This window comes from Alicyclobacillus fastidiosus (assembly GCF_026651875.1).
Classification (GTDB): domain Bacteria; phylum Bacillota; class Bacilli; order Alicyclobacillales; family Alicyclobacillaceae; genus Alicyclobacillus; species Alicyclobacillus fastidiosus.
This window is the reverse complement of the sequence record NZ_CP104067.1, coordinates 3,423,754-3,439,772: the sequence shown is the minus strand read 5'-3', so window position 1 is coordinate 3,439,772 and position 16,019 is coordinate 3,423,754. Positions and strand designations below refer to the sequence as shown.

General features: G+C 46.1%; 15 protein-coding genes and 3 pseudogenes. 11 read left to right on the top strand and 7 right to left on the bottom strand.

Annotation, left to right across the window (positions count from 1 at the left end; all coding sequences use genetic code 11):
- Positions 1–40: 40 nt before the first annotated feature.
- Positions 41–1,333 carry an MFS transporter gene (locus NZD89_RS16965; RefSeq protein ID WP_268003975.1) on the top strand — a complete coding sequence of 431 codons (1,293 nt, stop codon included), beginning with the start codon at positions 41–43 and terminating at the stop codon, positions 1,331–1,333.
- A 14-nt stretch (positions 1,334–1,347) separates the two neighbouring features.
- Here the strand turns inward: NZD89_RS16965 and NZD89_RS29740 are convergent.
- Positions 1,348–1,806, bottom strand: a pseudogene (locus NZD89_RS29740) (4-hydroxythreonine-4-phosphate dehydrogenase PdxA).
- A 232-nt stretch (positions 1,807–2,038) separates the two neighbouring features.
- Between NZD89_RS29740 and nthB the strand changes: the two are divergent.
- The 7 genes from nthB (at position 2,039) to NZD89_RS16935 (ending at position 7,234) form a co-directional block, all read left to right on the top strand.
- The gene (nthB, locus tag NZD89_RS16960; RefSeq protein ID WP_268003974.1) at positions 2,039–2,743 is read left to right on the top strand and encodes a nitrile hydratase subunit beta; all 705 of its coding nucleotides are present in this window, start codon (positions 2,039–2,041) and stop codon (positions 2,741–2,743) included.
- Positions 2,730–3,344, top strand: a complete 615-nt coding sequence (gene nthA, locus NZD89_RS16955; RefSeq protein ID WP_268003973.1) for a nitrile hydratase subunit alpha — start codon at positions 2,730–2,732, stop codon at positions 3,342–3,344. Before nthB ends, nthA begins: the two co-directional genes overlap by 14 nt.
- Positions 3,345–3,357: 13 nt before the next feature.
- A complete protein-coding gene (locus NZD89_RS16950) occupies positions 3,358–3,708 on the top strand; it encodes a nitrile hydratase accessory protein (protein ID WP_268003972.1) in 351 nt (116 codons plus the stop codon).
- Between the two features lie 80 nt (positions 3,709–3,788).
- The gene (locus NZD89_RS16945; RefSeq protein WP_268003971.1) at positions 3,789–4,031 is read left to right on the top strand and encodes a hypothetical protein; all 243 of its coding nucleotides are present in this window, start codon (positions 3,789–3,791) and stop codon (positions 4,029–4,031) included.
- A 672-nt stretch (positions 4,032–4,703) separates the two neighbouring features.
- Positions 4,704–5,963 (top strand): group II intron reverse transcriptase/maturase, encoded by a 1,260-nt coding sequence (ltrA, locus tag NZD89_RS16940; RefSeq protein WP_268003970.1) that lies wholly within the window; start codon positions 4,704–4,706, stop codon positions 5,961–5,963.
- A 636-nt stretch (positions 5,964–6,599) separates the two neighbouring features.
- The gene (locus NZD89_RS29735; protein ID WP_369125207.1) at positions 6,600–6,881 is read left to right on the top strand and encodes a reverse transcriptase domain-containing protein; all 282 of its coding nucleotides are present in this window, start codon (positions 6,600–6,602) and stop codon (positions 6,879–6,881) included.
- A complete protein-coding gene (locus NZD89_RS16935) occupies positions 6,851–7,234 on the top strand; it encodes a group II intron maturase-specific domain-containing protein (protein ID WP_268003969.1) in 384 nt (127 codons plus the stop codon). Before NZD89_RS29735 ends, NZD89_RS16935 begins: the two co-directional genes overlap by 31 nt.
- A 432-nt stretch (positions 7,235–7,666) precedes the next feature.
- On the opposite strand, the pseudogene NZD89_RS16930 reads toward NZD89_RS16935, so the two are convergent.
- From NZD89_RS16930 to NZD89_RS16920, 3 genes and pseudogenes are all read right to left on the bottom strand, one after another.
- A pseudogene (locus NZD89_RS16930) lies at positions 7,667–8,269 on the bottom strand (UbiX family flavin prenyltransferase); the annotation flags it as partial.
- A 14-nt stretch (positions 8,270–8,283) separates the two neighbouring features.
- A complete protein-coding gene (locus NZD89_RS16925; RefSeq protein ID WP_268003967.1) occupies positions 8,284–8,511 on the bottom strand; it encodes a non-oxidative hydroxyarylic acid decarboxylases subunit D in 228 nt (75 codons plus the stop codon).
- Positions 8,512–8,524: 13 nt separating this feature from the next.
- A complete protein-coding gene (locus NZD89_RS16920) occupies positions 8,525–9,946 on the bottom strand; it encodes a non-oxidative hydroxyarylic acid decarboxylases subunit C (protein ID WP_268003966.1) in 1,422 nt (473 codons plus the stop codon).
- Between the two features lie 218 nt (positions 9,947–10,164).
- On the opposite strand from NZD89_RS16920, the gene NZD89_RS16915 reads away from it, so the two are divergent.
- The 3 genes and pseudogenes from NZD89_RS16915 to NZD89_RS16910 all read left to right on the top strand — a co-directional run.
- Positions 10,165–10,995: a LysR family transcriptional regulator gene (locus NZD89_RS16915; protein WP_268008518.1), complete on the top strand. Its 831-nt coding sequence runs from the start codon at positions 10,165–10,167 to the stop codon at positions 10,993–10,995.
- Between the two features lie 125 nt (positions 10,996–11,120).
- Positions 11,121–11,282 (top strand): hypothetical protein, encoded by a 162-nt coding sequence (locus NZD89_RS30130; RefSeq protein ID WP_326492856.1) that lies wholly within the window; start codon positions 11,121–11,123, stop codon positions 11,280–11,282.
- Positions 11,248–11,697, top strand: a pseudogene (locus NZD89_RS16910) (transposase); the annotation flags it as partial. The gene NZD89_RS30130 and the pseudogene NZD89_RS16910, both read left to right, overlap by 35 nt.
- A 245-nt stretch (positions 11,698–11,942) precedes the next feature.
- On the opposite strand, the gene NZD89_RS16905 reads toward NZD89_RS16910, so the two are convergent.
- The 3 genes from NZD89_RS16905 to NZD89_RS16895 are packed head-to-tail and all read right to left on the bottom strand — an operon-like array spanning position 11,943 to position 15,845.
- Entirely contained in the window at positions 11,943–13,040 is a 1,098-nt protein-coding gene (locus tag NZD89_RS16905) for a GerAB/ArcD/ProY family transporter (protein WP_268003965.1), read from the bottom strand.
- A 13-nt stretch (positions 13,041–13,053) separates the two neighbouring features.
- Entirely contained in the window at positions 13,054–14,262 is a 1,209-nt protein-coding gene (locus NZD89_RS16900) for a Ger(x)C family spore germination protein (RefSeq protein ID WP_268003964.1), read from the bottom strand.
- Positions 14,259–15,845, bottom strand: a complete 1,587-nt coding sequence (locus NZD89_RS16895; RefSeq protein WP_369125206.1) for a spore germination protein — start codon at positions 15,843–15,845, stop codon at positions 14,259–14,261. The genes NZD89_RS16900 and NZD89_RS16895 overlap by 4 nt, the downstream gene beginning before the upstream one ends.
- Positions 15,846–16,019 lie beyond the last annotated feature (174 nt).

Below are 16,019 nucleotides of genomic sequence, written 5' to 3'. Positions count from 1 at the left end.
TTGACATCCTATCATGCTTTATTGGGGGAGGGTCGTAATTATGTCAACTCGGACATCAATTCCAATACCAGTTAGCCAAAGTCAATCGGGTGTTCGCTGGTATGGTGTATCCGTTACTTTGCTGGTCATCTGGATTATCTCCATGATGGACAAAGTAACGATAGGGATATTCATTGCAGACAAGTCATTTTTAAGTGCTATCGGTATCCTGGGCAAACCTGGATTAGCCGGATTATTGGTATCCTCCTTTTTGGTTAGCTATGGCGTAGCCACATTTGTATGGGGATTTATAGTCGATAAATACGGTGCGAAAAGTTGTCTCATCGTTTCAACAGTGATATGGGGGATCCTCGAAATCGCTCAAGGACTGGCACACTCATCGACAGAGTTGTACATTCTGCGCGCCATCATGGGTGTATCTGAGGCGAGTATTTGGCCTGCTTCCATGGTCATGACGGCGAAGTGGTTCCCCTTGAAAGAACGCGCGAGAGCCAATTCGATATGGTTGAATGGAATCAACATTGGACCGGTTGTAGGCATCCTTTTCGTTACAATCATGATTGTTCATCATGGCTGGCGGTTAGCGTTTATCGTAGCTGGTATTCTTCAATTGGTTCTCTCTACGGTAATGCTGTTGTTTCTCACGGCAGAGACGCCGGAAAAACACAAATGGATTTCTCAGTCGGAGCGTAACTATATCTCCGAATCGAAAGCAACTGACGGTCGTATGGAAGGCTCGATAAAGGTTCAGCAGCGGACAATCGGTCAAGTGTTATCCGATTATAAATGGTGGTTCGTTTTGATTATCTGGACATTTGATACAATCGTTTACTATACGGTAACAACATGGTTCGCATCGTACATGAATAAGGTTCGACATTTGTCACTGCAAAACGCCGGATTAGTCAATTCACTCTCTTTTGTGGTTGCAGTTATCTTCATGTTAGTCGCGGGGTACGTCGCGGACCGACTCATGAGGAGGGCCCCGGTTGGCGTCGTGGGATATGTGTTAGCGGGATTTACATTGCTCTTCGCCATTCACGCGTCCACAGCGACCGGTGCTGTCATCTGGTTCGCACTAACCATGGCGCTGAAAAATTCGGGATCGATTGCTACCACCACCATGTTTCACAACAATGCACCCGCTCTTTCGCTTGGAGGTATCACCGGGTTGCAGCAGGGACCGACAAACCTTGTTACCGCCTTCGGGCCGTATTTATTCGGACTCGTCATTTTCTTGTCCGGCGGATTTAACACAGGGTTATATGGTATTGTCGGCCTGCTCCTCATCTGTGCGACTTTCAGCCTGATTCTCGCATTAAAGGGAGAATGATACCAAGATATGTTTTATTCTACTGCTCTTGTATTCTTCGATATGGTACTCAGCAATTGTAGAGACTCGATAAAGCTGTTAGTTGACGTAATGCCCTTGCCTGCAATGTCATTGGCGGTGGCATGACCGACGGAGCAGAAAAGGATCGGAATGTCGATGGTAAACGCTTTGATCCGGTCGAAGGCAAGCAAATTCATGGGAACAAGGTCGTGGTACATTGCCATATAAGCATCAAGCCCCGATTAATAAACAGCGTATCACTACCAAAACGGGCCCGATACTTTAGTCTGGCGGCAGCGTGTATCTAGCAATGCGGGAGTGATCTCTTCTATTTCCTCACGTCCGAACATCCCATGTTCTCCGACGTGAGGATTCAATTCCGCCGAGGAAATTGTAGGAACGGATACACCTAGCCTTCGTGTAGCCTCATCGGCTGTCACAATCGCTCTCTTGACCCGATCTCGCCGGATCACTTCAGTCGCTTGTTAAAGAGAAACGTGTAGTGTCACATTGACAATCCGAAAATGCCCAGAAACGAGCATCAAAAACGTGTTTTCATACAGAATTCCGGTTCTGGTGTAAAAATCGCATAGGTGTATATATTGTCGGATAAATCTCTGGGATGAGGCTCACATGGTTATTACTATAAGAGAACCATGAGTGATTTTACTTTGATTGGTATTTTTGAGTAAAGGGGTTGGTCCGGTGAACGGCATCCATGATGTTGGGGGAATGGACGGTTTTGGTCCTATTCAAAGGGAAGATAATGAACCCGTCTTTCATGCACCATGGGAGGGACGAATGAGGGCAATTCATACACTTGTCAGGAGAAAATGCCATATCTATAACACTGATGAGTCGAGGTATTACGTTGAGCGAATAGATCCTGTTTATTATCTATCGTCCACATATTACCAGAATTGGCTGTTAAGAATGGAGACGTTATTGATGGAAAGGGGCGTATTTTCCGAAGGTGAGTTACAAGAAAAAATGGATCAATTGTGCCCATCATTTGGATACCAACCTGATTTGCATAGAAGGGTGATGCCTCCCACTCCGTCAACTCAAAGAAAATTTGTTATCGAAACCAAAACGGACGCAGAGCCGCAAAGTGAACCGAAGTTTTTACCGGGAACGCTCGTAAAAACGAAGAAAGTATCTCCATTGGGACATACGCGTCTTCCTCGGTACGTCCGAGGGAAACAGGGAGTAATTGAGAAAATGAATGGCCACTTTATCTTGCCCGACATTAGAGTTCACCAAGGAATAGATGTTTACCAGCCTGTCTATCTGGTTTGTTTTGAAGCAAAAGAACTGTGGGGGGAAGATGCCTACTCAAAAGACAAACTATATATCGAGTTATGGGAAGATTATTTGGATTTAGGGGGAGTACAAAATGAGCAACAGTAAAGGGCATCACCATCATCATAAGCTGCCAGACTCGTTTGAAGAACTGCGGACGATGGCTATCGAATCCATCTTAATCGAAAAAGGTTTGATCTCCGCGGAAGAAGTGGATGAATTAATTCATCATTTCGTTTCCGATATTGGCCCAATGAATGGCGCAAAAGTTGTCGCAAGAGCTTGGGTAGATCCCGAATTCAAACAAAGACTCTTACATGACGGAAAAAGAGCCGTTGCAGAATTGGGGCTCGAGATGGCAAGCGAAGAATTGGTGGTAATTGAAAATACATCAAACATTCAAAATGTCGTCGTATGTACGCTTTGTTCCTGTTATCCGTGGACGCTTTTAGGCTTGCCTCCAACCTGGTATAAAAGCACTGCTTATCGCTCAAGAGTTGTTGTTGATCCCAGAAGCGTACTTCGGGAATTCGGACTCGAACTAGATGACACCGTGGAAATACGGGTATGGGATAGCAATGCGGACACGCGATATCTCGTTTTACCTGAGCGTCCGCGAGCAACCGAGCACATGAACGAGGACGAACTGGCCAGTATCGTTACCCGGGATGCGATGATCGGTGTGTCCAAAGTAGAAATCCCATCATAAAAGGAGTTTACACATGAGCCAAGATCCCAAATCGCTAATCAGCTATATAGAGGATTCCGCAAAATTACCTCGAGAGAATGGAGAACTCGTTTTCCACACCCCATGGGAAAGCAGAATTTTTGCAATGGCAGTAATATTATTCGAAAAGGGAATATATCTGTGGAAGGATTTTAACAGTGAATTTGTGAAAGAGATTGGAGAAGCCGAGCGTCAACACCCTGAGACAGATATAGTGTCTACGTACTATTGCCATTGGGTACGGGCATTTGAAAGGGCATTAATTGAAAAAGAAGTGTTGACGCAGGAACAGTTGAAGACACGGACTATCGAATTTGAGACCGGTCAAAGACATCACGTGTGTTAATGTAAAATGTCACGTTAAAGCTCACTTTGCTAGTAGACAGTACTTTTGAACTCCCACCTAGAGCTACACAGAGGGTTCTGGTGCGCAAATCAAAAGTGGGTATAGATATGGAGCCTGATCTCGCTGATGTGGGGTTATGCAGTGAAGTGAAAAAGATCACTAATAAAATCCGCGATAGAAGACAGGCGAGTGAGGTAACTATTGCCAAAAAGTCCCTTCTGCCATATTTTCAGGGTAGCCCGAAGGGTGAAATGGCAAGCGGCGAGAAGGGAGTCGGACAGGGTGGTAGTGTGCGCGTGGCAGCGCGTCATCGGGTGGGTTAAAGTCCCACTGAGTCTCGGACTAGGGGACTCATATCCAAACCTGGGGGTAACGCCTCAGGGGCCGATAGCAATCTATGTATCGGAGGGCAGGGCGTCCACCGTGAGGTGGAGTCCGGAGGGCTTGCGGAGAAGTACCAGGCTGTAGTGAAACGGGGAACCGAATTGCGAACCGGTCGGCCAAAGATGGGGCAAGGTCGAGCTTGCACTATGGAGGCGAAGGCGCTACTAGTCCACCCATCGTACCAAGGTGTGTGCGGGCGGCATGGCACGGAAGATGATGTTGTGACCCACGGAGATCTCGTAGTGTCTGGTAAGTGAGCACCGCGATGGACAGGTGGGTAAAGAAAGTCGAAATGGTCGTGCTGTGGCTGCCATTTTGTTCAGGAGTCCACAGCTATCCAGTAACGTGCGCTATAAGGCAACCCCGAAGTGCGCACCGATGCGCTGCGAGAAGTCGGAGAGCTGCATAATACTGCAACGGACGAACAACAGAAACGTCCGGACTATCTGCCCAAGTGCAGGTGGCTTTTGTTCACTCAAAAGGTGAGTAAAAGGGGAAGGCGGCTCGCTTTATGGAACCCGAAACCTCAGGAGGTTCGCGAGTATGTAGCGAGGGAAGGAAAGTTCCCTAAGTGAAAGACCCAGAACTCGCAACGGAGGATACGAGACCAAATGAAGGCAGACGGTACAGGTAGGAAGATTCATTCGCTCATTGACAAGGTCTATCACCGAGCCAATCTGGAGTCAGCGTGGAAGCTGGTCAAGCAGAACGGCGGTAGTGGTGGAATCGATAACGTCCGAATTGCTGACTTTGAGCGAGTGGCAGCGGAGGAACTAGCCAGACTGCACCAACAGCTAAAGCAGGATGTCTACAGACCGATACCAGTTAGAAGGGTGAACATCCCGAAACGGAATAAGCCTACCGAAACGAGGCCGCTTGGCATTCCCGCCATTCGAGATAGGGTATGCCAGCAAGCACTGAAAAATCGGCTTGAACCTATATTCGAGTTGACATTTAGCGATTGTAGTTTCGGATATCGACCGGGGCGTTCCACACATCAAGCAATGCGGAAAATCTATCGCGAAATCATGAACGGCTGTGAATGGGTAGTAGATGCTGACTTGCGTGACTTCTTTGGCAATGTCCAGCACGAGCGTCTCATTGACATGATATCTGAAAGAATTAGCGACGGGCGCATTTTACGACTGATTAGACAGATGCTCGAAGCCGGATACATGGAGAACGGGGTGAAATTCCAGACAGTATCTGGGACACCTCAGGGCGGAATAGTGAGTCCACTATTCAGTAATATCTACCTCACACCATTTGACAGAGCGATGGAAAACAAGGGTTATCGCCTTACCCGTTTTGCTGATGATTGGGTCGTACTCTGCAAGAGTCGTGAGGAAGCTGTAAAGGTGTTCGCAGATGCAAAAGTTGCCTTAGAAGCGCTGGGCTTAACGCTTCATCCGGAGAAGACCCGCATTACTCATATTAGCGCGGGATTTGAATTTCTCGGCTATAAGCTGAAACGCGGCAAAGGTCTAACGCTGTCACAGCACAAGGTGAAAAAGGGACCCAATAGACTGAACATCTATGCGATTCCAACGGAGAAGTCCGTGAAACGATTCCAGGACACCATCCGTCAACGCACAAAGCGCCGACTTCCGCTCACCGTACAGGAGCTGATTGACCGGATTAACCCGGTCATTCGAGGATGGGGTAATTACTATCGAAAAGCACACGTTCGAAAATTGTTCAACAGACTGCAACGCTGGATTATTCAACGAATCAGAAGCCACCAGTACAAGCGGTGGCGGAACGGTGGATGGCGGAAATATCCTGAGCGACGATTATACGGTGAGTTTCGATTGGTAAACCTAATGTCCCTGATACCCGATTTGAATCTGATGCCTGCATCCACGCGATGACATGAAGGAAAGCGGATTGCGGGAAAACTGCACGATCCGTTTGATCGAGCGGACGGAGGCAGGCCAGCGCCCACCTCCTCCGACTCTACACCTGTGAACGCAGGACAACACAACCTGCGGGAGGCGAAGTTCAATTTGTGAGAGATACCCAACAAGCAGTCAATGAGGAATGCATATCGACCAAAGCCTGTTCGGAGAAACGATATCCCCAAGGGGGATGGCAAGACGCGCCCTCTGGGATACCTGTCACCCAAGACAGACTGGTGCAAATGGCGACGAAAATCGTTTTAGAATCGATATTCGAGGCAGACTTCAAAGACTGTTCGTTTGATTTATACCGAAGCGGAGTGCAAAACAGGCGATAGAACGGATAGATAAGGTCGTAAACTACGGTCGAGTGTACTGGGGAGTGGACGTCGACATCACGGGATATTCAACAACATCCCACATGACAAATTGCTCAAACTCGTTAAACAACGTGTAAGCGACCGAAGAATACTGAAACTTATCCGCCTGTGGTTGAAAGCCGGGTGTTATGGAAGATGGTCAATTTCATGACACTGAAATCGGTAGTCCTCAGGGTGGAGTGGTATCTCCACTGCTCGCAAACATCTATTTAAACTACCTCGATGCCGTATGGGAGAGGCGGTTTCCCATATCGGCACACTGGTGCGCTACGTCGATGATTTCGTCATTTTGTGTAGGCGGAAATCCCAGGCCCTCAAAGCTATTCAGGTGCTCAAAGCGGTTTTCAGGAAACTGGAACTAACGATGAATACTGACAAGTCCAAGCTAGTGAACCTATGGGGGGCTAAAGAGGAATTCGACTTTCTCGGATTCCACCACCGCCGATTGCCAGCACCTAAAAAGGCGGGGCATTCTACGACATGCGCAGTTTTCCATCCAAGAAATCGATGAAGAAGATGCGGGCAAAGGTAAAAGAAATCATTGGACCACGCTCTCATCTCTATTGGTCTCCTAAACAGGTGGTGGACAAATTGAACCCTGTTATTCAAGGATGGAAGAACTACTACGGCAGTGTCGACCCATGGATGTCCAATCGATTTCTTTCTAAAGTGGACTGGTATATTATTCGGAGACTGACACTGTACTGGAACAAGAAATATAAACGAAATCATCTCCACCCAGGAAGAGTGGCGGAAGTTTTCGGATGTATGGGACTGAAGCGAGTTAGCGGTTGGGGAAGCTATACTACCCAAGGTGAAGAACATCGGAAAGCCGTATGCGGGAAACCCGCTCGTACGGTTTGATGAGGGAGGGCTGGGCAACCAGTCCCCTACTCTACAACAAGTGTACCGATGGCCACATGACTATTCAGTTTGGTTATTCTCATCTTGTTGAGTATCTGGGCAGTTTTAGTTTACTACTCATTGTTGACTACATTTTCTCGCAGAAAAAAGCGGTGGCTTAAGTACCACCGCCTTCCTTGAGTTTTTATCCCTGACTTGACAGGTATATTTGAGCAAACTCTTAGGTTTTGTGCCTGTTTGCTCGCTGAAGTCGTTCTTGAAGAATTGGGAATGGAGTGATCCCACAACAGCGAGAAGGACGACTGCACAAGCCGCTGCGGTGGCGAAAGCTGCGAATGCCCCTTTTACGTAGGAGCTCAAACCCCTAATGTTAACATACTAAAATTTCTATTGAGTGAGAATGGATGCAGTGACCTCGTTCAATCTCAAATATTAGTATTCAATGACCTCTTTCATCTCAGTCTCGTTATGAGAAAGCCATCTTGAGGTTAAGTTGTTTTCTATCCCAAACTGATCTAAAGTACGGGCTACCACATGATTGATAACATCGTCCAGTGTAGATGGTTTGTTATAGAACGTAAGCATTGGCGGTAATATAAGGGCTCCGATATTTGATAGCCCGAGCATATTTTCCAGGTGAATGCTACTTAGTGGTAATTCTCGCGGCAGTATTACCAGCTTCTTTCTTTCCTTCAAAATAACATCCGCTGCCCTTGGGATAAGGCTGTCAGCGAATCCATGGCGGATGGAGGCCAGCGTCTTCATACTACACGGAGCAATCACCATTCCATCAATACGAAAAGAACCACTTGATATTCGTGACGCTTGATTACTTGGTACGTACACATGCGATGCAAGCCTTTTTACATCATTCGGATCGTATGATGTTTCAATACGCATTGTTTTTTCTGCCCACTGGGACATAACCAGGTGCGTTTCTACGTCACATTCTCTTAATGCTTCGAGAAGCCTAATTCCCAATATGCTACCAGTTGCGCCCGTTATGGCTACGATAATTCTCATTGGTACCACCTTCTCCGACGTGGAAGCTAACTTCTCTTTGGAGCAATTGCGGGATGCATTTGATACTTGCTAAGGTCGGATGTATCGACTTTAAATCTTGGATTGTACATCTTTGGATTTGTTATCGTTTCTGGCTCAGTTGATCTCCACGTAAACGTACATTCCTGACAAATATACATAATCCAGCATCCCTTTACGGGTGACTCACAGAGGATATTTGTTTTGTCCGAATCACAACGAGGGCATGTATGCATTCGTAGACCTCCTTTACTTGTTCATCAATTGTTTGATGATTGTCTCCCATTTTTGTGTATCTCGTGGCGGTTCTATAGTCGGAGCGAACAATTCTCCCCTAGTCTCTGGCTGTTTTGGTGTCGTTGCATCAATGACTACTTTGTGGGTGATACCAGGCGGATCTGAACTTGGGTCCAGAGCCAGAACAGATGCATTCGGAATCATGACCATATCCTTATCTGGGGCAACTCTCGTCGACAGCGCCCACATCACTTGCGGTACATTGAATGGATCTACAAAGTCATCCACGACGATCACCAGTTTGCAATATCCAAGGCCATGGGGAGTAGTCATCGCGCGCATTCCTACTGCCTTCGCAAAACCGCCGAAACGAGTTTTTGTTGAAATAATGGCCACAAGACCCACAGTGTACATGGCGTTTACTGCAACGACCTCGGGGAATGCTTCTTTCAGTTGATGATACAGCGGAACAGACGTCGCAATACTTGTCATGTAGTCCAATTCCGTCCAGGGCATCCCAAGATACAGATGTTCAAAAATAGGATTATCACGGTAATAAACGGCATTAATTTGAATAACTGGTTGTCTACGTGCATCCGAATAGCTGCCCGTGAATTCACCAAATGGTCCTTCTAATTCACGATAACCAGCAATGATTTCTCCCTCTAGAACGACTTCTGCTCCCCACGGAATGTCTAGGTTGGAACGTTTAGACCGAACAATTCGGTAGGGTTCTCCCTGGATAGCACCAGCCATTTCGTATTCAGACTGGTCATACGCAAGTGGGGAACCCGCGATGGTTGTAATCACTGGGTCACACCCAATTGCAATGGTAACAGGAAGGTTTTCTCCACGCTCCTCTGCTATTTTTAAGTGAAGCCCGATGTCGTGTGTTGGTATCGGTTGAATTCCCAGCTTGTCCTTTCCTTTTACCTGGAGTCTATATATCCCAACGTTTTGTTTCTGGAAATTATCTGGATCGTCTAAATCCCGCGAGATAACGCAGGCTTTATCGATAAAACAACCAGAATCTTCATGATTTAAACGAAATAGAGGTAGTATTTCAAACAGGTTGATATCTTCCGTAACCTCATTGGCTTGGAATGGAGCAGTTTCTACTCTTTCAACAGGAACGGGATATTGATTCCAACGACGTGCGAATTCAAGAAACTGCTCTTTAACGGGCGTATCCTTCGCAAGCCCCATCATAAGCGCGTGGTTTGGCCAAGAACCGATAACATTAAGTGCCACTTGCCCGCTCTGGTACCCGTGAATATTGTTAAAAAGCAAAGCAGGAGACTGGTCACCAAGATTATTCACAGCACGTGCCGCTGAGCCCAAATCGGGTTCAGGATGCACCATCTGAGTCACTCTAACTAGTTGCCCTTCCGCTTCTAGCTTGTCTAAAAAAGAACGTAAATCCCTATAAGCCAAGGTCAGTCCCTCCACATACGAATCAAAGGCAATATCACTTAGGGTAGGTTTGTGAATTTCAGTAATTTCTCGTAGGCACATTAATCACTCTAGCACTGGCCGAAGTATACGTAAAATATATATAATAAATCCGCGTCATATGTTTTTTAAATTGCGAGGGGTTGTCCATGGACCTTAAAAAGCTTCTATACTTCGTAACAATCGTTGAAGAAGGGTAAATCACAAGTGCCGCAAAGCGACTACACATGGCCCAACCGCCATTAAGCTTACAACTGAAGGCGTTAGAACAAGAAATCGGGGTTACGCTCATTGAACGAAACAACAAAATTATCGAACTGACTCAACCTGGCTGGACACTATACCACCGTGCAAAGGAAATATTGAATTCTGTTGAGGGTATGGTAACGGAAGTACGAGAACAAGGAATGGGTGTTCGAGGCAAGTTGTCTATCGGTACAGTGATGTCATGCGTGTCATACCTACCAAAAGCCATCACCACTTCACAAGAGATATATCCAAACGTCACATTCCAAATTTGGGAAGGTGAATCCAATCAAGTCGAAGAGCTCCTACAGGCCAGAGTAATTGAGCTGGGGATAACAGGACTTCCCTTAGAGTCACACAACCTAGAAATGGTCCCTTTGAGTACTGAACCACTCGTCGCGGTACAACCACCCAACTGGAGCGTTTTTAGTGGTCCAAGTATTTCAATAAAAGAGCTTCAAGACCATCCATTAATGATGGTTCACGGACAGGGAGGAAAGGGTGGATTTCATGGATTTCTGGAAACATGCCAGAACTTCGAATTTAATCCTAGGATAATTTGCGAAAGCCCAGACGTTGCTACACTGCTGACATTGGTTGACTCTGGTGTAGGGATAGCCGTTGTACCAAAATCAGCGATTGCTTTAAGGCCAAAGGGAACAATGTCGTATGCTGAAATAAGTCCGTTAATAAAATCGGACACGGCGATCGTATGGATTAAGAATCGGCGGTTATCAAAGGTAGCGGAATATTTTAGAGAAATACTCCGAAGTTCTGTTAAGTGAGGGTTTTGCAGATTTCTGAGCCCTTGTAAGGCAAGGGATCAATGAGCACAAACAAGGACTTCACCCCAAATTGTTGAAAGTACAAGCGACCAAACTTTTACATAACAACAAAGGGGGGAAGTCGCTTGTATGTTCTCAAAAAGTCTCTGTTTTCCTATGAGTCATGGTTAGAAATCGAGCCCAGTGAGCGTTTGGAATTGTTCTTCTCCGCTTTAGTCCTCCATCCGTACGCAGCCATAATACGTAGCCAGGAATTGGGGTACCAAGTTCGATACGTTTGGCAATAAACTCACCTGGTTCGGGTACAAGATTCATCTCGCAGTCGACACACAGAGCGAACTGCCAGTATCTCTGGAGGTCACGCCAGCGAATGTATATCACGGTGAAATGGCAATTTCCCTCATGGCACATGTGGCCGAAGACCTCGGCTGGAAATTCAAGTTTGTCATGATGGACGCAGGTTACGACCAGATGAAGAACTATGTGGCAGCTCGAAACTACGGTGCGCAGGCAATCATTGCATTGAACAAACGTGGTGAGAAGGAACCACCAGAAGGGATGTCAACGACCGGCACACCTCGTTGCTCCATGGGCTATGACATGGTTTACTGGAGCGCCGACGGTGACCGACTCAAGTTTCGGTGTCCGCACGCATTGGGCAAGGTTGACTGTCCATTCGGATCAGCGGCGTGCTCGGATTCTTTGAAATGGACTAACATCATTAGGGAAATCACATCTAGTAAGGTACTCAATGTAATGAACATTCTTTCTTTGCGAGTGTCGTTTTCAATTTTTCCACCGAATGCCTTTTGAAAACCCCTGAATAACATCCGATTACACAATACGTTGATATAGAGCACACAACAGATCGTGACGGCACACATTAATATCTTGATAGCCAACGCATTCCCATCTCTTTTGATACTCGGTGTCGAAGCTGGAAAGAGTTATTTTGCCCATTTTTTACGGATGGAACCAACAGTCCATAATAGAACTGGAATACCAACGATGTTTATCGGGAGTATATAAGGAATCCAAAATTTTGTCGGGTAGTCCATGGACGCCACATCGATATTTGCGGGCAGGAGGGCTAGAACAAACACAATCGGTGAAATAAACCAAATTGGCTTTCGCCAGTCTTTCATTCCGAGCCACTGCGCGGTTCCGTAGCTCGCAATAAACATGTATAACGACAATTTAATAAAGACACTGAGAAGCCAAACGATCACGACCACGGCGTCAATATTTTGTATAAAGTCCATGACTGAGACGTATCGAGCCATATCAAAGAATGGATACCACATCCTTGAAGCTAAATTACCGAAGGTTAGAATGGCAGCAAGGGTTGAGAGCAGCAACAATAGGCAAGACAGTCCAACGCCCCACATGGCGCGAGAAAGCCCGTCCTTCGGTTTCGACATAAACGCAACCAACATGGTCATCATCACCGATTCACCCAAAAAGGAGATGGGAGAGACCGCTCCCTTGAATATGGTGAACCACCCTGAATCCTGATAAACGGGAAGTATCCGAGTCCAGTGCATATTATGATAACATAATACCAATACAGCCGTTATCATCAAGACGATAAAAGGTCCCAAAAGCTCGCTGCATCGACCGATTCCCTCTATTCCACCTTGATATGTTGCATAAATCATTAAAATCAGCGCGAGTAAAACGACAGCCCATAATGGCGTTTTACGAAATAACACTATTTGTATGAAATCGGAGGACTGGCGCAAAATGATGCCCATTACTGAATACCACATGACAAAATACGGAACAACAATAGCTTTTCCCAACCATTTGCCTAGAATGGTCTGGCTAAATTGAATCAAGGTTTGATTGGGATAAAGAAGGCTCAGCTTCGTCGCGATAAAAGTGATCAGTATGCCCGCAACCGCGGCAATCAGCATGGAAATCCATGCATCCTGCTTCGCAGCACGAATGGCTGGTGTTATCGTCAGGAGAACGGTCATACCGATTTCCATCGATATCATCAACCAGAAGATCTGTACACTTGAGATTTTCATGGGATTGACCATTAAACTTTCCCCCTTACTTTTTGATTTGATTTTCTTTCAGTTGCAATGAGGGTCCAGTGAGTCCAACGCTTTTCACATTTAGGTTTACTTTGACAATCACGTCCGCCTGTGAAAATTCCGCTTCCCAATTCTTCTTTAGAGATCTCCATTGAGATGGGTATTTCCGATGGATGGCTTCACCAAATCCGAAAATGTCCGCCTTGTATTCTTGTTGCACCTTTGTAATGACTTGTTGGACCTCTTGTTCATATTTTTTGTCGAACTCATTCTCGATTAAATCAAGGTTTTTGGTTTCAGCAAGGTCTAGATTTGTGTTGTTTTCTCGAATCATCCCTTGTCCTGTCAACGTCACATAAAATTTAATTCGGTTTCCTTGTATTAACAACGGTTGAATATGTCTTCCGAGCTTTGTTAAATCAAGACTGACCGTACCGCCCCCTTGAGGAATGATGCCCGTAATGGTTAAAAACTTTAATTCCCCTTTTACCCAAAATGCGTATTTTGCTTCACCCGTATCAAGGTATCCAACTAATTTTAGGTCTTTGTTAAAAACAGCTCTTCCTGCATAAGCGAAATTCGTTTCATTCGTTGCAGATCCTTGTCCTTGGTCTGTCTGGGGGGAACTAATTATCTCCATGACTGGGAGGGATGGGCTGTTGCCTTCCGTCGAGGCATCCATCAAAAATTCAGCCATCGCAACATCCCCTAAACCGGCAATTTGTTGATGTAATTTTAATGCCGCCATTGCTGGGACCTTTTCTAAGGGTTGAGGGACTTTAAGTACGTCTTCTGCGGTTCCTCCTTTAACAACGAACACATCTTCGCGAAGTCTTACATCGGGATTTCGGCTATATTCGTCCATAACCTTAGAGACACCGTGTTTCGCCAATTCTTCGCCAATAAATATGTCCTCCCGATGACCTGGAAAAACCTTTCTTGAAAGCTTGGACTGGATATTTTGAGACGCATCTAATACATCTTTCCCTGTCGCTGTTTTTGTAAAATAAGCATTGTTATCCCCGCCCCCTCCGCCCTGCTGGCTACTTTGTGTTTTCCCTGGAATTACAATTTGGGCGCTTAATAGATATGTCCCATCATCTTTTATATCCATCCCAAATCCTGACACTATGGCGAGATCGTTCAATTCCGTGCCATCCCAACAACCCGTCGCGAACACTAAAGACATAGTCAATATGAAACCCAATGTACGTTGTCGCTTCATCTGTCGTTCTTCCCGCTGTTCGGACTCGGTTTTTGACCTTCTGGAACCCGCTTTTTATATCCACCGGATATCAAAGCGGGGCGATGGGTCATACTCCACCTTGGCGCTCTCCAGAATACATCCTTTAAGTTTCCCGGAATCTGCGGTGCAACTGGCGTAAGATAAGGAATACCAAACGAACGCAAATTCACGAGATGGATGAAGATAATAAGAGTTGCAAAGGCAATCCCGTATAAGCCCATCGTGCCCGCCATTAACAACAGCGGAAAACGGAGCATCCGATAGGCAATGCCGAGGTTATATCGGGGAATGGCAAACGACGCGATACCCGTGGTCGCGACAACAATCACAATTGGTGCTGAGATAATCCCTGCTTGTACGGCCGCTTGTCCAATCACCAGCGCTCCTACGATACTGACAGCAGATCCAACGGCTCTTGGGAGTCGAATACCCGCTTCCCGCAAACCTTCAAACATGAATTCCATGAGTAATGCTTCAATGACGGCAGGAAACGGAACTCCTTCGCGGGCTGCGGCAATGCTGATCAACAGGCTCGTAGGAATCAACTGAGGATGAAAGGTTGTCGCAGCAACAAATAGAGAAGGAAAAAACAAGGCTACGTTTAATAGGATCAACCGTAGGAAACGAACAAAGGTCGTATAGACAGAGCGTTCATAGTAATCCTCCGCTGCTTGCAACCCTGACCAGAATGTAAACGGAACGATTAAAACAAACGGCGTGTTGTCCACGAAAATCGCGACTTTTCCTTCCAAAATAGAAGCACAAACCACATCAGGGCGTTCGGTATGTTGAACTGTCGGAAAGGGAGAAAAGGGCTGATCTTCGATAAACTCCTCAATGTAACCGGACTCTAACACTGAATCCATTTGAATTCGCTGAACCCTTTTGCGAACTTCATCCAAAACCGAAGTTTGCACAATTCCTTCAATGTAAGCAATGACGACGTCCGTTTGAGAAAGATTACCCACCGTTAGGGATTCCATTTTTAGTTTTGGACTCCGAATTCTTCTGCGTACCAATGTTGTGTTAACCCGAAGCGTTTCTGTAAACCCATCTCGCGGACCACGCAGCGAAATTTCCGCAACCGGTTCTTCCACGCTGCGCTTCTCGAACCCCTTTAGATCAGCAAGTAAAGCTGCACCATCCCCATCCGTGAGAATGGCGAGGTTCGATTTCAATACACCCCCCACGACTTCGCTAACCTTATGGACTGTTTTGATCTGAGCGAGGGCAATCAATTGCTCTTGAACGATTTGGGCAACCGATGCGACATTTTCCAATCCATCAGGCATACCTTCGAACATCATCGGTTTTAAAACGACTTGGTCCAGTACTTTTGTATCGACTAAACCGTCCACATAAACCAGCAGCATTTTAATTTCGCCATGGACGATAATCGGACGGAATACAACATCCGAACAGTTTTGGAATAGCTCTCTCAAGACCCGTTCATTCATGAATACATCTGCATCCAGCAACTCATTTTGGATACTTGGAGACAGTGTGTCGGTACGCTCCAATTCCTTAATCGCTTTTAAGAGCTTCGGCTTACGTACTCTCACCCTGTTCACCTCCAAGAATATTTTCCCAATATAAAAGCGGATTATTCTCAACTACGGGAGTCCATCAAGCATTTTTGATCGACGTCTCGCGTCTATAAAACAGTCCAAATAAAAATGAACGTCCCAACCTGCAAGACGTCCCAAAGGTTTTATATAGCAATTCACCCATATATA